Raw genomic sequence first — 18491 nt, forward strand, 5'->3', positions numbered from 1 at the left:
GCTCAATTTTGATACAACCCGGTTTACGCTTGTAAAATGGCCTGATACAGCTTCAAATCCTCATCACTGAAACAGACGAAATAGACCACATCCATGGCATTGTCGATGTCATCCAGCGTCGCTTTCACGGTAGCCACCGCAATCTCCGCGGCGCGTGCTTTGGGAAAATGGTAAACCCCGGTACTGATACAGGGAAACGCAATGCTCCTCGCCCCGTGCTGCCGGGCCAGTTGAAGCGAGCGGCGGTAGCAATTGGACAAATGCGTCACTTCCTCGTGTATCCCCCCGTGCCATACCGGCCCCACAGTGTGGATGACATATTTGGCCGGCAGTTGATACCCCTGGGTCAACTTCGCTTCACCGGTGCGGCAACCGCCCAAGGTTTGGCACTCTGCCAACAGCTCTGGGCCCGCCGCCCGGTGAATGGCACCATCGACACCGCCACCGCCCAACAACGACGTATTGGCCGCATTGACGATCGCATCCACTTCCAGCGTGGTGATATCCGTTTGAATCGCAACTAGTCTGGTCATTGGCTTTCCTTTAGGATGTGGGCATGTTTCTTACACGTTTTATGTCTATGACTCCAATTATAGGTTTCGCCGGATACAGCGGCTCAGGGAAAACCACCTTGCTGGAAAAAGTGATCCCGTTGTTGAAGCAACACGGTCTGCGCATCGGGCTGATCAAACACAGCCATCACACCATTGATCCCGATACCCCGGGCAAAGACAGCTACCGGTTGCGGCACGCCGGGTGCGCCCAAACTCTCATGGCGACCCGGGAGCGACACATGCTCTATTTCGAATACCCTGAGCCGACCCGTGAAGAGCCAACGCTGACGGCATGTCTTGACCAGCTGGATCACAACCAGTTGGATCTGGTGCTGGTCGAAGGGTTTCGTGAAGCCCCCATTCCCAAGATCGAAATTCACCGGCCCAGCTACGGCAAGCCGCTGCTCTATCCGACGGACCCGTATATCACCGCCTTTGCCAGTGATGCGTCGGCCCCGGCCGACTGTCCGCTCCCGGTGCTCGATCTCAACCATCCCGAGGCCATTGCCGCTTTCATCCTGAACAATCTCAACCAGCCCTGACCGGCACAGCCCGGTCTCCTGTCTCTGATGCCGCATTCCATCCCAAGCTGAATGCGGCGGCTTATCTCGCACGCTATAGCATTAACGTTTTGAATTTTCAAACCAAATTATCCCTCACAGGGGGGCTTTGTTTGTCAATCATTTGTAATGCAAGTTTGCAAAAATACCGATTGAGCGCTCCGTCGGGCGCGATAAAATCAGGAAAATACGCACCGAAGCATCCCCAGTCGCCAAAGGCTCTTGCGACAAACAAGATATAAAAACAATAACTTAAAAATATAGCAGTTCCTGAGCATCTTCTGAGTTCCGTTTCCCATCATGTTCACACGCTCACACTTTTGGTTGAAATCGATCATTAACAAGATGTTACATGCTATGTTAAATCCGTTTGTTTTCGATTTCGAAATATAGAGCAATCAAGACAAGCCTTTCATTCTAATAACAATCTGACATCATCAATTTTCGATATACTGAGGTTTCCATGAACAGTCCGTTCACCACCATTAAGCAGCGATACAGTGCGATACTGATCGGCTTTACCTTGCTGGTTAGCGTGCTCACCTGGCTGGGGATACAGCGATGGATCGAGCCGAGTTTACGTCACGTTGGAGAGCAGAACCTGGTTCTGGCAGTGGGAGAGATTTCCACTGACATCCGCCATGCCTTATCTGCTGTTCAGGCGCAGCAACGCGCCACCACACAGCTCGTCCCCGAGCTGAGCAGCCCCGAGATTGATCGCTTGCTGCCTTTCCTGGTTGACCAGTATGGCAACGAGCTGGTTTTCGGTGGCGGGATCTGGCCACTGCCCAATCAACGTATGCCGGGACAGGACCGCGCCAGTACCTTTTATCACCGGGACGCCAGCGGGCGCCTGATTGAAAACATATTCTGGAACAGCGCCGAGGCCCCGGACTACTTTACCCAACCCTGGCACTTGGCCGGGCAGCATGCCCCACGCGGCACCTGTGCCTGGGCCGCCGCCTACAAAGACGGGGCCAGCACCCAGCCCCGCACCAACTGTGCCATGGGCATCTACCAAAACGGTCAGCTATACGGCGTTTCCACCGTCGATGTCACCCTGGGCTTTTTCAACACCCTGGTGGCCGACAAGGAGCGGGAGCTCAACGCTGAGATCCTGATCGTCGAACGTGACGGTAAAATTCTCAGCAAGAACCGTGAACTGACCAGTGACAATGTGATTCTGACCAATTTGGCCGATCACCCCTATCCGCTGGCCAACGCCATGCTCAGCGCCCTGCGCCAGTCCCACGACCGGGTCGAGTTCACCCAGAACCAGGAAGAGTACACCCTGCTGCTGAAAGATGTGGAAGGCACACCGTGGCTGGTCGGTGTCGCGCAGCCTACCCGGCTACTGACCGCACAAAGCCAGCAGATGCTGGGAACCCTGGCGGAGATCCAGCTGCCGATGGTCGCCCTGCTGCTGCTCATCCTGTTCCTGGCGCTGAATCAGCTCACCAAGCGTCTCGACAGCCTGAAGCGCAATGTGGACTCCCTGTCGGCCGGTGACGCCGACCTGCGAATGCGCCTGCCGGTGAAAGGCAACGATGAAGTGGATGCGATTTCCGAGTCGGTGAATCATTTCATTATTTATCTGCAAAACCTGATGAACAATGTGATGCAGGCGAACCAGGCATGCAGTCGGCAGATTAGTGCCATGACGGAAGTGACCGAGAAAACCCTGAACGTCCTCGAGCAGCATGTCAACGAAACCGATATGGTGGCCACAGCCGTCAACCAGCTCAGCGCGTCCGCTCAGGATGTCGCCGGCCATACCGCACAAAGCACCGAGATCACCAACGCAGCGCAGAAGCAGTCCGACCTGACCAGTCATTCAGCCGCACAGGCCACGGACAGTGTCCGTAGTCTGGTTTCGAACGTAGAGCTCACCTCGGACAAGGTCACCCGGATGCAGGAGAACGCGGCGGCGATTGAGTCTGTGTTACAGGTGATTGGCGGCATCGCCGAGCAAACCAACCTGCTGGCCCTGAATGCGGCTATTGAAGCAGCGCGTGCCGGTGAATTGGGTCGCGGTTTTGCGGTGGTTGCCGATGAAGTGCGCAACCTCGCAGCCCGAACCCAGGAAAGCACCACCGAAGTCGAGGAAATGCTCCATCTGCTGAAGATCGGCGTCGACGAGACCGTTGCGGCCATGACCGACACCAAGCAGCAATGCCTGAGTACGGCTGAGGTGACGGAAAACGTCAATCAGGGCATCACCACCATGACCGAGTCTGTTGTCAAGGTGGATGACATCAGCTTGCAAATTGCCACCGCGGCCAATGAGCAAAGCAAGGTAGCCGAGAGCATCAATGAAAGCATGGATTCGATCCGCACCATGCTGCAACAACTGCACAAGCACGGTCGCTCTTCCAGCGAACACGCCACCGCTCTGGAATCCGCCAATGCGCAGCTCCAGCAACTGGTGGGCCAGTTCAAGGTGTAGGCTTCCACAGCCCCCGGACAGATATTCAACAGGGCACCTGGGTGCCCTGTTTTTTATGCGGTAAAACGGCTTGATGCCGCTAAAAAGTAATTTGCGAGTCGAGTGTGACCACCAAGTTATAGTTCTTGGTATCAATCAAGCCTACCGGCGCAGCACCGAGGTTAAAACTCAGCCCGTCAAACGGTAACAGGCGCAGGTAAGGATGGGCCAACGGCATGACCGGCAGGCCGGACTCCTCTTCATACCCGGTGACACCGCCCAAGCGGATGCCAAAGCCAAAATAGTCATAGGGGTCATATTCAAAAGCCTTATAAAAAACAAAACTTTGTCGGGAATAACTATTTTTATAACCGACAATACCAAAACCGGCATATTCCACGCCAAAACCCGGGTTCGATTCGTTTAATTTAAGGCACTGTTCGCTTGCGCAATCATAATGCTTACTGGCCATCGGCAAGGTCGCACGAAATTCACTGGCGTAACTGAGTACGGGCAACGAAGCCAAAGCGAAGATCGTCGCGAATGCTTTTTTCATTTTTGATTCCTGTTCTGTATTCACTCGACACGGCACACACGCCAAAGCACAGCCTCGGGTCAGTACGCCCGTTGCGCTTGATGCATCATGAGATTGATGGTTCTGGGCGAGCACTGGCCAAATACGCCAGAGTCTCACGCTCGATGACTAGATTTCTGTATCTACGGCTACGGCGACATCCCTCGCACCACCTTAAACTGGTGCTATTTTTGACCACCATGATGGCGATTCGGGCAAGTGAGTCAAATTCAAAACAGCGTATTTTTCAAAGAAAACGTCTTAACAATAAGAATATATTGATCTCATACAAATAGAATCATAATAATTCAAGCAATTAAACCCACTTAAAATTTCAATCAAGATCGTCTTATTTTTTAGCGTCTATGATGATTTCTTATGATTAGCGTCGTTAATTGTTAATGCTTATCACTTTTTTGTGGCATTTTTTTATGACAAGTGATTTTTCCTATATTGTATTCATTCAAAAATAAAAATACCCTTCTTTTCATATTGTCTGATTATTCGGACACACCACATGACGTACTTAATCGCCGCTATCACGAACAACATCGCAATATTCATTGCATGAGTCCCTTGAATTCGCCATGGCAGTTTCTATACATAAAGTGTCTTTGTTCTCGTTTACCTTGCTTAGCATTAACTTAAATAAACTGAGGAAAGCATCATGGACCTTACAAAACTCAACCCCTGGAACTGGTTTAAGCACGAAGACAGTGCTGACAAATCAGCGAACCAAATTCCTGTGACCCGGGAAGAAGCCCAGCAACGTATCACTCCGCAAGGCGCAGATACACTGCTTCGCCTGCGTCAGGAAATGGAACAGCTGTTTGATGATGTATCCAATGCTTTTGGCATGCCCTCCCTTCGAACACCAGCCAACCGCTCAATCTGGGACAACCAACAACCATCGGAGTACATTGACAGCTTGCAATCCCAAAGCAGCTTCAGACCCAAAATCGATGTTTCCGGTAATGAGCAGCAATATGACATCACCTTAGACGTGCCGGGCTTATCTGCAGAAGCACTTTCAATCGAGCTCAAAGGGGATGTGCTTACCATTAAGGGAGACAAAGAAGAGCGGGAAGAACATAAAGATCGCCAGTTTTACCGAATTGAAAGACGCTACGGGGCTTTCCAGCGCACCCTGTCGCTCCCCGACGATGCCGATAAAGAAGCAATTACCGCCGAATTGAAAGACGGTGTATTAATGCTGAAGATCCCAAGACGGCAGCTACCAGCGAAAGATGTAAAACACATCTCAATTTCCTCTTAATTGCCACCGGAAATCCAAGGAGGGCGCAAAGCCCTCTTTCATGGCATCAGGTACTTCGAGCTTCCCTTCGCCTCAGGCGCGCAACGACAGCCATCGCAACGTATCCCCGGAGATCACTTTCAACCGCGGCCAGTCCGGCTTCAGGCAAAAACCCATCAGCTCGCGAAGTACCGCCCCACCAAATGCGTGCCGTGCCCGGTAGCAGTCAGCTGTGGCCGAAAACCAGCGCTGATACCCCGCCAGCAAGGTCAGTGGTTGCGTGCGTACCGAGGCGGCATGGCGGTCGAGGATCTGTTTCATGGCCGCCGCACGCCGCTCGTGGTTCCCGGAAATCGCCCCGACCCGGCCAAAGGTGTAATCACACAAGGGCTGGTTCACTACCCCCACCGGTCCCTGCCGGGCCAGTTTCAGCCACACATCCCAATCCGAGGCCGAGCGAAACTGGGGATCAAATCCCCCCACAGCCAGCAACGCATCACGCCGGGCAATCACAGTGCTAGTACCAATCATATTTTCCCGATACACGGCACTCAGGAAATCGAGGAAAACCTGCGACTGCGGATCACCGCACGCTGACAGGCGACGGGTAAAACCCGGCCAGAAACAAAAGCAGCGCAGCGCTGAGGGTTGATCATCAATCAAAAAACGGTAATCGGTGAAGCTCATCACCAGTTGCGGATTTGCATCATGCAATGCAAGCTGATGCATCAGTTTTTCAGGATGCCAATAATCATCCGCATCAAGGAAAGCGATCAGCTCGCCACGGGCTTGTTCAATCGCCAGATTACGGGCCACGGAAACACCAACCCGCTCAGTGCGGATCACCCGGATATCCGTTTGCGCCTGCAGCCAGGCTTGTGTGCCGTCTACCGAGCCGTCGTCGACCACCAGGATCTCGACGGCCTGCCCCTGGCGGCGCACAGTTTCAACCGCTTTCGGTAAGGTCGACAGGCAATTATAGGTCGGCATCACCACGGTGAGCTTGCATGTATTCATCAGCACTCTCCTGTGAGTCGCCCTGCATCCGGCCGGTCCGGATCACGCCTCGTCAATCAGCCGTGACCGTGGCAGAGGCGTCACAATCGTCAAATTGCAATCATCAAATTTGCCAAGTCCTTGTGCCGTCTCCCGGCACCGCTTTTCGGCAACACCAATCAGAGTGGTGCAAAGAGCACGCCAGAGAGCAAGTCCCAAGTCGGAACACAAATTGCTACGCAGGGATTAGTCCTGTTTTCTCGCCCGTTCGGGCAACCCGCAGGAGATGGGATCTGATTCTCGGCATGAAGGAGTGCATCCATGACTAAGCACGGCATGACAAAGCAAAACCTCAAGAAAATCGGTTATGTCATTCCGACATTTCCTGTCCTTTCTGAAACCTTCATTGGCGTCGAGATGCGGGCGATGATGCGTCAGGGGCACGCCGTTCAGCCCTTTGCGTTTGCAGCCACTGCGCAGTTTCAACCTGCCGATCAGGCGCTGGTCGAGCGCTGCCAGTACATCCCTGACCGCCTGTCCGCCGGAGCGCTGCGCTACCTGCTGAACGTCGGTGCCAGCCATCGCTTCCTAGCCCGGCAGCAAGGGTTTTCCTATCTTTCCCTGCTCAAGCAAGGGGCCATCCTGGCCGAGCTGGCCGGTCGGACGGGTTGTGACCATCTGCACGCCCACTTTGCCTGGCACAGTGCCGCGACAGCTATTGTCGCCGCCAGACTGCTTGGGATTCCGGTCTCACTGGTCGGTCACGGCGCAGACATCTATTCCGCGCCGGAAGATCTGGACAGCAAACTCGACCATATCGATTTCGGCTGCGCGGTCACCCAGGACATGATGCACCATTTGCAAACCCGAACCGCCACCCGGATCCACTACGTCGCCTGCGGCCTGGAGCCATCGCATTACCCGCCGCTGAACCCGGACTGGGTGCCGGGGAAGGATTTTTTGTTCATCGGCAGACTGGTCGAGAAAAAAGGCCTCGATACCCTGCTCGACGCTTTCGAACAGCTTCCGCCGACCACCTCGCTGGATGTGGTCGGCGACGGGCCGCTGATGCCGGTGTTACGTCGCTGGCTGCAGGACAAAGGGCTGGCGCGGCAAGTCACCCTGCTCGGCGCCCAGAATGCCCAGTGGCTCCGCCAGCACGCCGGGGATTACAAAGCGCTGGTTGTACCCTTTTGCATCGCCCCCAGCGGCGATCGGGATACCGGCCCTTTGGTGATCAAAGAAGCCATGGGGCTGGGCCTGCCGGTGATCACCTCCGATCTGGCCGGGTGCAATGAGATCCTCGACCCGCAATCGGGCTTACAGGTCCCGATGCAAAATGCCGATGCGCTGGCCCAGATGATGGCACATGTGCTCAAGCAGCCCTTTACTGCCCTGTCGCCACTACGCCGTCAGGCTTACCAACGGGTGTTCGAACTCTACAATGCCGATCGCCATGCCGGTCGCTTGTCCTGCCTGGTCCAGGGGGTCTGAGTATGGAGGCGATTTACGCCCAGCTACAGCGCCTGCCCAGCGTCGCAGCTTATGCCATCGGACTGATGGTCAGCAAACTGATCGGGCTGGTGATGCAGCCGCTGCTCACCCGCTGGCTGCCCCCGGAGACCTTTGGTGAATACGCGACTCTAGTCACCCTGGCGAATCTGGTGTCCCTGCTCATGCTGGTGGGTATGGTCGACAGCCTGTATCGTTTTGCGAATGATCCAAAGTACGACACGGCGCAGATCTACCGCAGTGCCTGGAGCCTGACGGTTCTGACCAGTGTGCTGACAGCGCTGCCGTTCCTGCTCTGGCCGCATTGGGTTGCGGCCTGGCTGCCCGGTGATATTTCGACCTTTTCCGTCCGCTGCCTGATTGTCAGCCTGATGCTGGGAACCCACAGTGCCTTGCAGCTGGCCAAGCTGCGTATTGACGATCAGGCGCTGCGTTTCATGAACATCCAACTCATATTTGCCCTCGCGCAGGGCGGGTTCATGATGCTGCTCACCCCGAACATGGGCGTGGAAGGGCTGATGCTGGCCGGGGTGCTGGCCCAGGCTATTCAGTGGGTCCTGCTGCACCGCCAATGGCCGACCTTCACCGGCCGCAATGCCAGCATGTTACTCCGATACGGGATCGGCATCGCGGTTTCCGGCACAGTAGGCTTTGTCGCATTCGGTGCAGAGCGGTTTGTGCTGGCCGGGAGCATCGGGACTGCTGATCTGGCGGTGTACGCCATTGCCATGCAGTGGGCCATGGCGGCGACCTTATTGCTCGACCCGTTCAACTTATGGTGGTTCCCGCAACGCTTCAGACACCTGCATTCCGCCATCGGAAAGCAATACGTTGCCCGGATAAGTATGTTCGGTTGCCAGTGTGCCACCTGGGTTGCCGCGGTGTTGATTACGCTGGGCTGCCCGTTCCTGCTGCTATGGCTGCCGGAGAGCTACCGGCTGGCCAGTGAAATCCTGCCGTGGCTGGCCTGGCTCCTGTTCATTAAGTACATGAGCACCCAGCTCAACATTGGCTGCTACTACCAGCAGAACAGCGATATCGCCATGGTGATCTCAACCGTCAGTGCCGGGCTGGCCCTGTTGCTGATGTGGTTGCTGATCCCCCGTTTCGGTCTGGGTGGCGCCATCGGGGCCGGGCTGCTGGTTCAGGGATGCCGGCTGATCCTGTTCCTGGCCGTCAGCCAGCGCTTGCTGCCCCTATGCTATCCCAGCGGTCCGCTTGGCAAACAATTAGTTGGATTGACAGTCATCACGCTGTTGCAATGGACGCAGGGCCAAGCGGACGAATTCGCGCGTTACACGGTCCCATTCACCATCGCCGTGATCGCTGCCATGAGCTACCAGCTCTGGAGCGAGGGACAACAGCTGCGCCAGGAGACCAACCGCCATGACTGAGCAGCAGCGTCACATCCTGGCCGCCCTGTCAGCAACCACGTTAATCGGTGTGGGCTATTACCTGCAGGGCATTCTGGCACTGGCGCTGTGTATGCTTTTTGTACTCCCGATGCTGATCCGCAATGCTTACCTGATCTGCGTCTGGTTTATTTTCTTTTCCTATTTCCGGCTGCACGAAGCGATTCCGGTCTTGATGGCCTTTAAGATCCCGCAGTTACTGGCCCTCGCCAGTCTGGCCGGTCTGGTCTGGCAGCTGTGGATGATGCGCGGACAGCTGGCCTGGCACCGGGTCCATACCCTGCTCTGTATCTTTTCCTTCTGGGTCTTTGTCTCCTGCCTGATGGCTTCCAATAAAGGGATGGCGTTCGGCAGCTTTAACTCCACGTATATCAAAATCGTGCTCATGGTCTTTGCCATCAGCTGGCTACCGACCCACCTCAACCAGTTACGGCTGTTTCCGCCCGGCCTGCTGATGTGCGGCGTCCTGATTGCCGGCATTGCCCTGTATAACAAGGCGAACGGCATCGGGCTGGTCGAAGGCACCCGCGTCACCATTGGCCGCAATATCGGCTCCATGCTGGGCGATCCCAATGATTTGGCGCTGGTGCTGCAATTCCCGGTCTCCTTCGCCCTCGCGTATTGCTTTTCCGGTAGCAAATTTCGTCGCGTCCTGACAATCGCGTGCTTTGTGACGCTGGTCTTCGGGGTGCTGGCGACCCAGAGCCGCGGCGGCCTGCTGGGGATTGCCGCCGGGGTATTCACCATGACTTTGCTGCGCAGTAAGAATCTGGTTCTCCCCGGGATCATGGGGGTCTGTAGCCTGGCGGTGCTCGTACTGGCTGCCGGGATCAGCGATCGCAGCTCAGGCGGCGCGGCGGAAGGCGGCGTTGATGAATCGGCGATGGGCCGCGTCTACGCCTGGGTTGCCGCCTTCAGAATGGCTGTATCTAACCCGTTTACCGGCGTCGGCCTCAACAACTTTTACGTCAATTACTATTTCTACTCACCGCACTGGGACGGCAAAAACCACGCCGTTCACAGCACCTGGTTTCAAATCCTCGGCGAAACCGGCTTCTTCGGGCTGGCACTGTTTCTGCTACTGATAGTAGGCGCCTTCATGAGCAGCTATCAGTTGCTCCGGCGGCTCCGCGGGCATGATCTCCAGCCCTTTGCCGAGGGCCTCTGGCTCGGTCTGATCTCATTCTGCGTCGGAGGCACTTTTCTGACCCAGGGGTTCACCTGGCCGTTGTACATCCTGATCGGGTTACTGATTGCCCTGAATCGACTGACACAAGGAGAAACCGATGATCACAGCCATCCTAAAAAAACATCTCTCCCCTGACCACGTCAGCCAGCTCCGGCTGTGGCATCAGGCATTGAACGGCTTCACGGTGCCGGTGCTCCCCGGGATCCACTCCCTGGTGTACGGGCTGCACCGCGCGCTGGTGAGCGTGGGACAAACACTGCTCCAGAAACTCTATTTTACGCCGCTGTTCCTGTCCCGGGTTGCCATCCGGCCCCGGCGGCTGCAGCTTTACTCCGGCATGCCCCTCATCAGCGGTCACCTGCGCATTGAACTGGGAGAGCAATGCCGGATCTCCGGTGCGACCACGTTTTCCGGTCGCACCAGCAGCGCCCAACCCACGCTGGTGATCGGCAATAACGTCGACATCAACTGGCAAACCACCATCGCCGTCGGCGACCGGGTGACGCTGGAGGACAACGTCCGCCTGGCCGGGCGCGTGTTTCTCGCCGGATATCCGGGGCACCCGGTGGACCCGCTGCGCCGCGCCCGGGGAGAGCCGGATGATGCCCACCAAATCGGCTCGATTCATCTCAAGGAAAATGTCTGGGTCGGCACCGGCTGCACCATTCTTCAGGGGGTAACCATCGGCGAAAACAGCATTGTCGCGACCGGCAGCGTGGTCACCAAATCCATGCCGGCCAATGTGCTCATCGGCGGCAACCCGGCCCGCGTGATCAAAAATCTGGAGGTGCGCTCATGAAAGAACATGCACTTAACAAAGAAGCTGTGCTCATGAAAGAAACTGCGATCATGAGAGAAGCTGCGTTCATGAAAGAACTCATCGTATTCGGCGAAGATTACAACCGCCACCCGTCCAGCTCACAGCATACTGTGAACACGTTGCAGCATCAGTTTGCTTCGATTCAGTGGGTCAATTCCATCGGCCTGCGCAAACCCTCACCGAGTCCCCGGGATCTGGCTCGGATCCGGGAAAAGCTGCGCAACGCGCTCACCGCGCCCCCACGCCGGGACGATCTCCCGCCGCCATTTCCGGTGATCCATCCGCTGGTCTGGCCGTTAGCGGAGCACCCGCTACTGCGGTGGTTCAATCAATTGTCCGTGCGACGCCAACTGGCACGGAAGCGCCATCTGCGGGTGGTCTGGGCTGCCCTGCCCAGCGCCGTCGACTATCTGGATGCCTTGCAGGCCGATGTAGTGATTTACTACTGCGGCGATGATTTTTCCGGCCTCGCCGGGGTGGACCACCTCCGGGTCAAACAAATGGAAGAGCACATGGCACAGCGGGCCGATCTGATCCTGTGCGCCAGCCCGGCACTGGTCGAGAAAATGGGCCGGCTTTCACCGCAGAAAACCCATCTGCTGCGCCACGGCGTCGACTTTCATCGCTTTGCCGCACCGCAGCCGGATCCATATCCGCCTGCGCCGTCCCCCACGCAGGGGCGTTATAAAATCGGCTTTTACGGCAGCCTGAACCAGTGGCTGGATCAGACCCTGCTGTGCGAACTAGCCGCCGCACGGCCCGAAGTCGACTTCCACCTGATCGGCCGCCGCGACTGCGACACCCCGCTGCTCGACGCCTGCGACAACATCAAATTTCACCCGCCGGTTCCGCATCAGCATCTGGCCCAATATGTCCAGCACTGGGACGCCGCGATCCTGCCGTTTGTCGATAACGCTCAGATCCGCGCCTGCGATCCGCTCAAACTGCGGGAATACTTGGCTGCGGGCTGCCCGGTGATCAGCAGCAACTTTCCCGCCGCCCGCCAGTATCCGTGTCTGGTTTCCGTCGCTACCTCCCAACAGGACTGGCTCGACGCCATCGACGCATTTTGCCATCTCAGCCAGCAACATCGTTTGCAATATCGGAAAACAGCCCGCCAGCACATGGTGAACGAAAGCTGGGAGATGCGGGGAGAAGCCGTATTAATCTTGATAAACAATATCTTAGAAGAAAAACAGACCTGTTTGCCTGAATTCAGCATCATTTAGGCACTCTCCTTGCTCCTGATCTGATATCAACCCATGGTCAGATCAGGAGCCGCCGATGAAAGCGTTATGGAGCGCCTTCGCGATACTGCTGCTTTCCGGGTGCGTATCCCCCGGTAATCAGTCCGCACAGCGTCTTGAGCTGTATTACAGCCAGGAGCAAACCACGCTCACGGCCAGGCAGAAAGACGACATTACTGCTCTGTTCAACACCGCACCGGCGTGGACGCTCGATGTCGCGCCATCCAGCCATGAGCAGCCGTTTCGCGCCCTGCTGATCAGCCAGCAACGCATCAAGGCAATTCGCCAGCTGGCCAAACAGCATAGCATCCGGTTGAACGAGCAATACCAGCCCCGGCAATCGGCCGATACGGTGATCATCAGGGAGCCTTAAGATGCGTCAACGTTTCTTTGCCCAGCTGTATCCGATCCTGCAGGCGCTGTGGAAGTACCGCTACCTGATCGTGCTGCCGATGGTGTTACTGCCATTCGTCGCCACCTTCATCAACGGTCTCAAGCCCAAGAACTATTACTCCCACACCACGATTCTGGTTCAGGAGACAGCGCTGATGAACCCGTTTCTGGAGGATCTCTCGATTTCGTTCCATCTTGAGGAGCGGATGGAAGCCCTGCGGGTAATGATCCACAGCCGCTACATCCTGAATGAGGTCATTACCACCCTGTCGCTGGTTCCCGATGAAACACCCTACGAACTGAACCGGATGCGCAACAAGCTCTCCGGCGGGCTCCGCCTGTCGCTGGCCGGCTCAGATTTGATCAAAATTGGCCTCAGCTGGGACCGACCCGAGCAGATGGTGCCGATCCTGGAAGCGGTGTCAAAACAGTTTCTGGAGCGGCTGCAAGCGCCGGGAAAAACCTCGGTCTCCAGTTCCGAGCAGTTCCTTGCGCAGCAACTGCACGAAACTCAATCCGAGCTGGAAGCGGCGGAAGAAACCCTGGCCAGGTTCAAGCAGGCAAACATCGATAACCTGCCGCAAATTCAGGGCAGCCAGACCCAGAATGTAGCCCAGCTCGAATCTCAGCTGCGGGAAACCGAACTGGCGCTCAAACAGGCCGAAGCCGAGCGGGAAATGCTGAAGAAGCGGCTGATCAACGCCAATCCGGTGATGTCGCTGCTGGAAGACGAGCTGATCCAGGCAGAGGCCAAACTCACGATCCTCCGGGCCCGCTACACCAACCAACACTCGGAGGTCAAAGCCATGCTACGTCGGGTCAACACCCTACGTCAGGAGTCCAAGCGGCTGCTGACTCAGCAGAGTCACCTGAGCGAAGCCGAGCTGAACCAGCTCTGGACCGTGGCCGCGAACCAGAGTGACCACCCGGATGCGGCCAGCCGCCCCTTGTTGATCAGCCAATTGGAGCAGTACCAACAAGCTGAAAGCAATATTGACGCGCTGGCACAGAAGCAGCAGGTCCTTCGGGAGCAAATCCAGAGCCTGACCCGCAAGCGGGCCGAGTTTGCCAACCTCGAAAAATCGCTCAAATCGCTGGAGCGTAATTTCGAGGTGAAAGAAAAAATCTACAACCGGTTACTGGAGCGCTACGAAATGGCGCAGGTGACCGGCCAGCTGGGCCGTTTCGAAGAGCGGGACAAGCTGAAAATTATCGATACCCCCTATATCCCGTCTCAGCCGACCAACTGGCCCTGGTGGATCAGTTTTGTCCTCGGCATCGTCGGCGGCCTGGGGCTTGGCCTGTCCATGACCACCCTGATGGTTCTGACAGATACCCGAATTTACGCCACTGAGCAGGTACAGCGGATCACCCGGACAGCCGTTCTGGGACGGATCCCGGCCTTGCGACGTCCAGATGAGGATCGCACCTATGAAGACGCCAACTTCGGCAACAATCATCCAAATTGTTCAGCACCTTCAGCCCGGCGGCATCGAAGTCCTGTGTCTGAACCTGCTGCGCCATGCAAACTGCCCGATGCACCTGGTCGCTCTTGAAGGCAGCCGGGAGGACAGCCTGCGCCAGTGGCCTTTGTTGCGCGAATTTGGCGATCGGCTGCATTTCCTGGATAAACCAGCCGGTTTTTCCTGGCAGTCGGTTCGGCAACTGAGGCATCTGATCCGCCGCCATCAGGCGCAGGCCATTCATACCCATCATCTCGGCCCCCTGCTGTACGGCAAGCTGGCCCTGCTGGGCGAGACCTGCCGCCACGTGCATACCGAGCATGACGCCTGGCACCTGGAGGATCCCAAACAGCGCTGGCTCACCCGGCTGCTGCTCAATCGAAACATCCGGCTGGTCGCCGATGCCCCGATGGTGGCCAACGCGCTGGCAGAACAACTCGACACGGCTGCGCCGCTGGTGATCCTCAACGGCATCGATACCCGGACCTTCACTCCGGGTAACGTGACTGAGGCCAGAGCGCACTTCCATCTGCCGGAGCATGCCTTTCTGATTGGCTGTGCCGGGCGGCTGGTGCCGGAAAAAGCACTGGAAACCCTGATTGCAACGCTGCCGGAACTGCCACAGCCCATCCATGTCGCGATCGCCGGAGATGGCGACATGCGACAGCATTGGCAACAGATGGCGGCCGAGCTGGGCGTGGCCGAGCGCATCAGCTGGCTCGGCCATGTCAAAGACATGCACCGGTTCTATCAGGCCATCGACCTGTTTTGCCTGCCGTCGGTACGCGAAGGGCTGCCGCTGGCGCTGCTCGAAGCCCAGGCCTGCGGGTGCAGTGTCGTCGCCAGCCGGGTCGGAGCCATTCCGGAGCTGACCAACCCGGCAACCGGCACCCTGTTCGCGCCCGGAGACAGCCGTTCACTGGCGCAGATCCTGGCCTCAAAAATCAACATCCAGCATCACAAGTACCGTGAGCTGAACCAGCAGTTTGTCGCCCGGGTGGCCGACATTCGCACCACAGTCGCCCGCTACGAACAGCTGGCTTGTCACTATTAAGGAGAATGTTATGGCTTGGGTTTGGGGAACCTTGATTGTCCTTGCGGTGCTGATTATCTATCACCACCTGATCTATTTACCCGTGATGCTCCTGTTGAGCCGGTGGCGCAGCCGCCAAAGCCCGGAGGCTGCTGTTACGGCAGCCTCCGGTGACTGGCCGAAAGTGGCTATCGTGATGTGCGCCTATAACGAAAGCGACTACATCGAAGCCAAGCTGGCGAACCTGATTAGCCTGGATTACCCGGCGGACAAGCTGCACCTGTACATTGCCTGTGACGGTTGCAGCGACGATACCGCAGAGAAGATCCGCAACTGGCAACCCCGACTCGATGCCGCCGGTCTTCAACTGACCCTGATCGACGCGCCGGATAACCGCGGCAAGCTCTATCGCCTGAACCAGCTGATGGATCTAGCCCGGGATCATGAAACCTTCGCGGCACTGACCGACGTCTCGGCGCTGATTTCAATTGATGCCCTGCAACAAAGCGTCACCGCTTTTGCCGATCCGGCCATCGGGGCACTCACCAGCCAGTACCTGCTGGCGACTCCGCTACCGGGCGAAGCGCAATACTGGGCCTGGCAAAACCAGATCCGCCGCTCCGAATCCGCCCTGGGCAATGTCATGGGTGGCAGCGGCGCGTTTTACATCATGCGCACCGCCCTGTTCCGCCCGCTGCCGCATGACACCATCAATGATGACTTCATGCTGCCGATGAGCATCATCGAACAGGGCTCTCAGGTGCTGCTGAATCAGGCGATCAACAGCGTAGAGATGGCCCCAACCAGTGATCAGCAGGATCAGAAACGCCGCGAACGGATCGGGGCCGGTAATTTGCAACAGCTGATCCGCTGCCGCTTTCTGCTGCGCCCGTCCCTGCTCACCAGTGCCTGGATCTTCATGTCCGGCAAAGGGCTCCGCACCCTGATGCCTTTTCTCTTGATCCTGTTTCTGTTGCTCTCCCTCGCCCTGGCACTCAGCGGCAGCCTGATCGCCACCGGGCTCAGCATCGCGCAAATCCTGGGATACAGCCTGGCGCTGCTGCCCGAACTCGACGTGCGCGCCGGGATTCTGGTCAAGCTCAATTATCTGGTGCGCGGCTACACGGCGTCGCTGAAAGGCATGGTGGCTTACCTGGGCGGGCAGTATCGCCAGGGATGGCAACCCGCTGCGGCCCTGCACCTGTACCAGAGCCTGTCGACCCGGATCCTCAAGCGTCTCTCCGATCTGGTGCTGAGTACCCTTGGCCTGCTCCTGACCCTGCCGCTGTGGCCGCTGATCGCGCTGGCAATCAAGCTAGAATCCCCGGGGCCGGTGTTTTTCCGCCAGCTGCGGGTGGGCCAGATCCATCATCACCGGGTCGAGCTGTTCCACATGATCAAGTTTCGCTCGATGGGGCAGTTTGCCGAAAAAGAGACCGGCGCAGTCTGGGCGTCCCGGCAGGATCCCCGGGTGACCCGGGTTGGTAAATTCCTGCGTAAAACCCGTCTGGACGAGCTGCCGCAGTTTCTCAATGTGCTCCGGGGCGACATGTCGTTGATCGGCCCGCGGCCGGAACGGCCTGAGTTCTGCGGCAATTTGCAAAATGCATTGCCATTTTATGCCGAACGCACCGCCGGTCTGAAACCGGGGATCACCGGACTGGCGCAGGTGAACAACGGCTACGACGAAACCCTGGACGATGTGAAGAACAAACTGCTGTGGGACCATGCTTACTCCACGGCACTTAGCTCGCCATTTCAATGGCTTATGATGGATTTACGCATCATCGGTAAAACCGCCTGGATCATGATGGCCGGTCGCGGACAATAACCTTGGCATGCAACTTGTTTATCTATAGAGAACCAATGCTAGAGACCGGGTGCTAGAGACCCTGCGTCACAGACCAGACTGTATCGACCGAATGTGACCAACCGCTTGAATGCACCTTATCGATCATCTTGTTCAGGAGAAGCAGTGATGGAAAAGACCGAAGCAATTGCCCTGACCTTGGCAAACGAATTTGACGCTTATTCGGCGAAGCAGCTTGAAGCCGATTTCGAGACCCTGAGCCAGACCGAACAAACGGAAGTGATCCTGGATTTAACCCAGGTCAGCTTTATCGACTCCTGCGGGATCGGCGCGATTGTCTTTTTGTACAAACGCCTGCGCAGCCGCGGCCGGACCCTCCGCCTGCTCAATGTCAACGGCCAGCCCCGCCAGCTTATGAATATGCTACGCATCGACAAAGTGATCCCTTTAATCACCAGTGCGGAGATTTGACATGGACAGACGATTGATCCTTTTTCCCCTGCTGCTGTTCGGCGGTTGTGCAACCTGGGATAACACCCACTATCCCAGGCTGAACCAAGCCGATCTGGCACTGGTTCACCAGGTGGAACACCTGCGGCTGGAGATCGAAGTGTTGGCCAACCGTGGTGCCCGGGAATGCCTGCCGGGCCAATTGCAGGTGTTGCAGCACCTTTACCTGAAGGCCAAGCAGGAAGCTGAAGCCGGGTTCGATAAAGATGTGCAACACTCTTTGATTGATGCCAACGAGCAGGTCCACCTGATCACCCACCAGCTCGACTGGCTGGAAGAGCACACCCAGTGCATCAGCCGGGCTTCTGTGGCTCAGGAGCGACGCCAGTTGATGCTGTATTTCTCCGTCGACAACCAGTTCGCGCTGGATCAAAGTGCGCTGCTGCCCGACTACCAGCAGGCCCTGCGCCATGCGGCTGCCATTTTAAAGCGCCGCGACAACTGGCTGATCACCTTAACCGGTTATACCGATGCCAAGGCCACCGCGCCCTATAACCAGCAACTGGGACTGCGCCGCGCCAACCGGGTGAAAGAATTCCTGGTCACCCAGGGCGTGTCTCCGTCGCAACTGACCACCCGCAGCCACGGTGATCAGTTTGCCCATCCGGGCGCGGACCGTACCGCAGCGCTGGCCGAACGCACGGTGATTGCCGAGCTGTCCGAGAAGTCATCCTCTGCCGTACCTTCACCGGGCGTTCACGCAATCAGACACTGGCATCAGCACCCCTAGGGAGTCGC

17 protein-coding genes are annotated in these 18491 nt (G+C 57.1%); 14 read left to right on the forward strand and 3 right to left on the reverse strand.

Annotated elements, in window-relative coordinates; genetic code table 11:
- Window positions 1–23: 23 nt before the first annotated feature.
- Window positions 24–533, reverse strand: coding sequence for an O-acetyl-ADP-ribose deacetylase (locus VV869_RS03755; RefSeq protein WP_337733644.1), 510 nt, complete (start codon window positions 531–533; stop codon window positions 24–26).
- Between the two features lie 47 nt (window positions 534–580).
- On the opposite strand from VV869_RS03755, the gene mobB reads away from it, so the two are divergent.
- Both mobB and VV869_RS03765 read left to right on the forward strand, forming a co-directional pair.
- Complete coding sequence (mobB, locus tag VV869_RS03760) at window positions 581–1096, forward strand: molybdopterin-guanine dinucleotide biosynthesis protein B (RefSeq protein WP_337733645.1); 516 nt, start codon at window positions 581–583, stop codon at window positions 1094–1096.
- 481 nt (window positions 1097–1577) lie between these two features.
- Window positions 1578–3560: a methyl-accepting chemotaxis protein gene (locus VV869_RS03765; protein WP_337733646.1), complete on the forward strand. Its 1983-nt coding sequence runs from the start codon at window positions 1578–1580 to the stop codon at window positions 3558–3560.
- A 79-nt stretch (window positions 3561–3639) separates the two neighbouring features.
- Here VV869_RS03765 and VV869_RS03770 read toward each other — a convergent pair whose 3' ends face one another.
- Window positions 3640–4095, reverse strand: coding sequence for a hypothetical protein (locus VV869_RS03770; RefSeq protein ID WP_337733647.1), 456 nt, complete (start codon window positions 4093–4095; stop codon window positions 3640–3642).
- A gap of 685 nt (window positions 4096–4780) precedes the next feature.
- On the opposite strand from VV869_RS03770, the gene VV869_RS03775 reads away from it, so the two are divergent.
- Window positions 4781–5389, forward strand: coding sequence for an Hsp20/alpha crystallin family protein (locus VV869_RS03775; protein ID WP_337733648.1), 609 nt, complete (start codon window positions 4781–4783; stop codon window positions 5387–5389).
- 72 nt (window positions 5390–5461) lie between these two features.
- On the opposite strand, the gene VV869_RS03780 is transcribed toward VV869_RS03775, so the two are convergent.
- Entirely contained in the window at window positions 5462–6385 is a 924-nt protein-coding gene (locus VV869_RS03780; protein ID WP_337733649.1) for a glycosyltransferase family 2 protein, read from the reverse strand.
- Window positions 6386–6685: 300 nt separating this feature from the next.
- Between VV869_RS03780 and VV869_RS03785 the strand changes: the two genes are divergently transcribed.
- The 11 genes from VV869_RS03785 to VV869_RS03835 all read left to right on the forward strand — a co-directional run bounded on the left by VV869_RS03785 (window position 6686) and on the right by VV869_RS03835 (window position 18483).
- A complete protein-coding gene (locus VV869_RS03785) occupies window positions 6686–7858 on the forward strand; it encodes a glycosyltransferase (protein WP_337733650.1) in 1173 nt (390 codons plus the stop codon).
- 2 nt (window positions 7859–7860) lie between these two features.
- A complete protein-coding gene (locus VV869_RS03790; RefSeq protein WP_337733651.1) occupies window positions 7861–9270 on the forward strand; it encodes a lipopolysaccharide biosynthesis protein in 1410 nt (469 codons plus the stop codon).
- A complete protein-coding gene (locus VV869_RS03795; protein ID WP_337733652.1) occupies window positions 9263–10612 on the forward strand; it encodes an O-antigen ligase family protein in 1350 nt (449 codons plus the stop codon). The genes VV869_RS03790 and VV869_RS03795 overlap by 8 nt, the downstream gene beginning before the upstream one ends.
- A gap of 49 nt (window positions 10613–10661) precedes the next feature.
- Entirely contained in the window at window positions 10662–11276 is a 615-nt protein-coding gene (locus tag VV869_RS03800; RefSeq protein WP_337733653.1) for an acyltransferase, read from the forward strand.
- A complete protein-coding gene (locus tag VV869_RS03805) occupies window positions 11273–12526 on the forward strand; it encodes a glycosyltransferase (protein ID WP_337733654.1) in 1254 nt (417 codons plus the stop codon). Before VV869_RS03800 ends, VV869_RS03805 begins: the two co-directional genes overlap by 4 nt.
- Before the next feature lie 55 nt (window positions 12527–12581).
- A complete protein-coding gene (locus VV869_RS03810; protein WP_337733655.1) occupies window positions 12582–12917 on the forward strand; it encodes a hypothetical protein in 336 nt (111 codons plus the stop codon).
- A 1-nt stretch (window position 12918) separates the two neighbouring features.
- Window positions 12919–14493 carry a GumC family protein gene (locus VV869_RS03815; protein WP_337733656.1) on the forward strand — a complete coding sequence of 525 codons (1575 nt, stop codon included), beginning with the start codon at window positions 12919–12921 and terminating at the stop codon, window positions 14491–14493.
- Window positions 14444–15454: a glycosyltransferase gene (locus VV869_RS03820; RefSeq protein ID WP_443147288.1), complete on the forward strand. Its 1011-nt coding sequence runs from the start codon at window positions 14444–14446 to the stop codon at window positions 15452–15454. Before VV869_RS03815 ends, VV869_RS03820 begins: the two co-directional genes overlap by 50 nt.
- A 10-nt stretch (window positions 15455–15464) precedes the next feature.
- Window positions 15465–17264 (forward strand): sugar transferase, encoded by a 1800-nt coding sequence (locus VV869_RS03825; RefSeq protein ID WP_337733657.1) that lies wholly within the window; start codon window positions 15465–15467, stop codon window positions 17262–17264.
- 147 nt (window positions 17265–17411) lie between these two features.
- Complete coding sequence (locus tag VV869_RS03830; RefSeq protein ID WP_337733658.1) at window positions 17412–17714, forward strand: STAS domain-containing protein; 303 nt, start codon at window positions 17412–17414, stop codon at window positions 17712–17714.
- 1 nt (window position 17715) lies between these two features.
- Window positions 17716–18483 carry an OmpA family protein gene (locus VV869_RS03835; RefSeq protein ID WP_337733659.1) on the forward strand — a complete coding sequence of 256 codons (768 nt, stop codon included), beginning with the start codon at window positions 17716–17718 and terminating at the stop codon, window positions 18481–18483.
- Window positions 18484–18491: the final 8 nt, after the last annotated feature.

The organism is Photobacterium sp. MCCC 1A19761, assembly GCF_037389125.1.
GTDB lineage: Bacteria > Pseudomonadota > Gammaproteobacteria > Enterobacterales > Vibrionaceae > Photobacterium.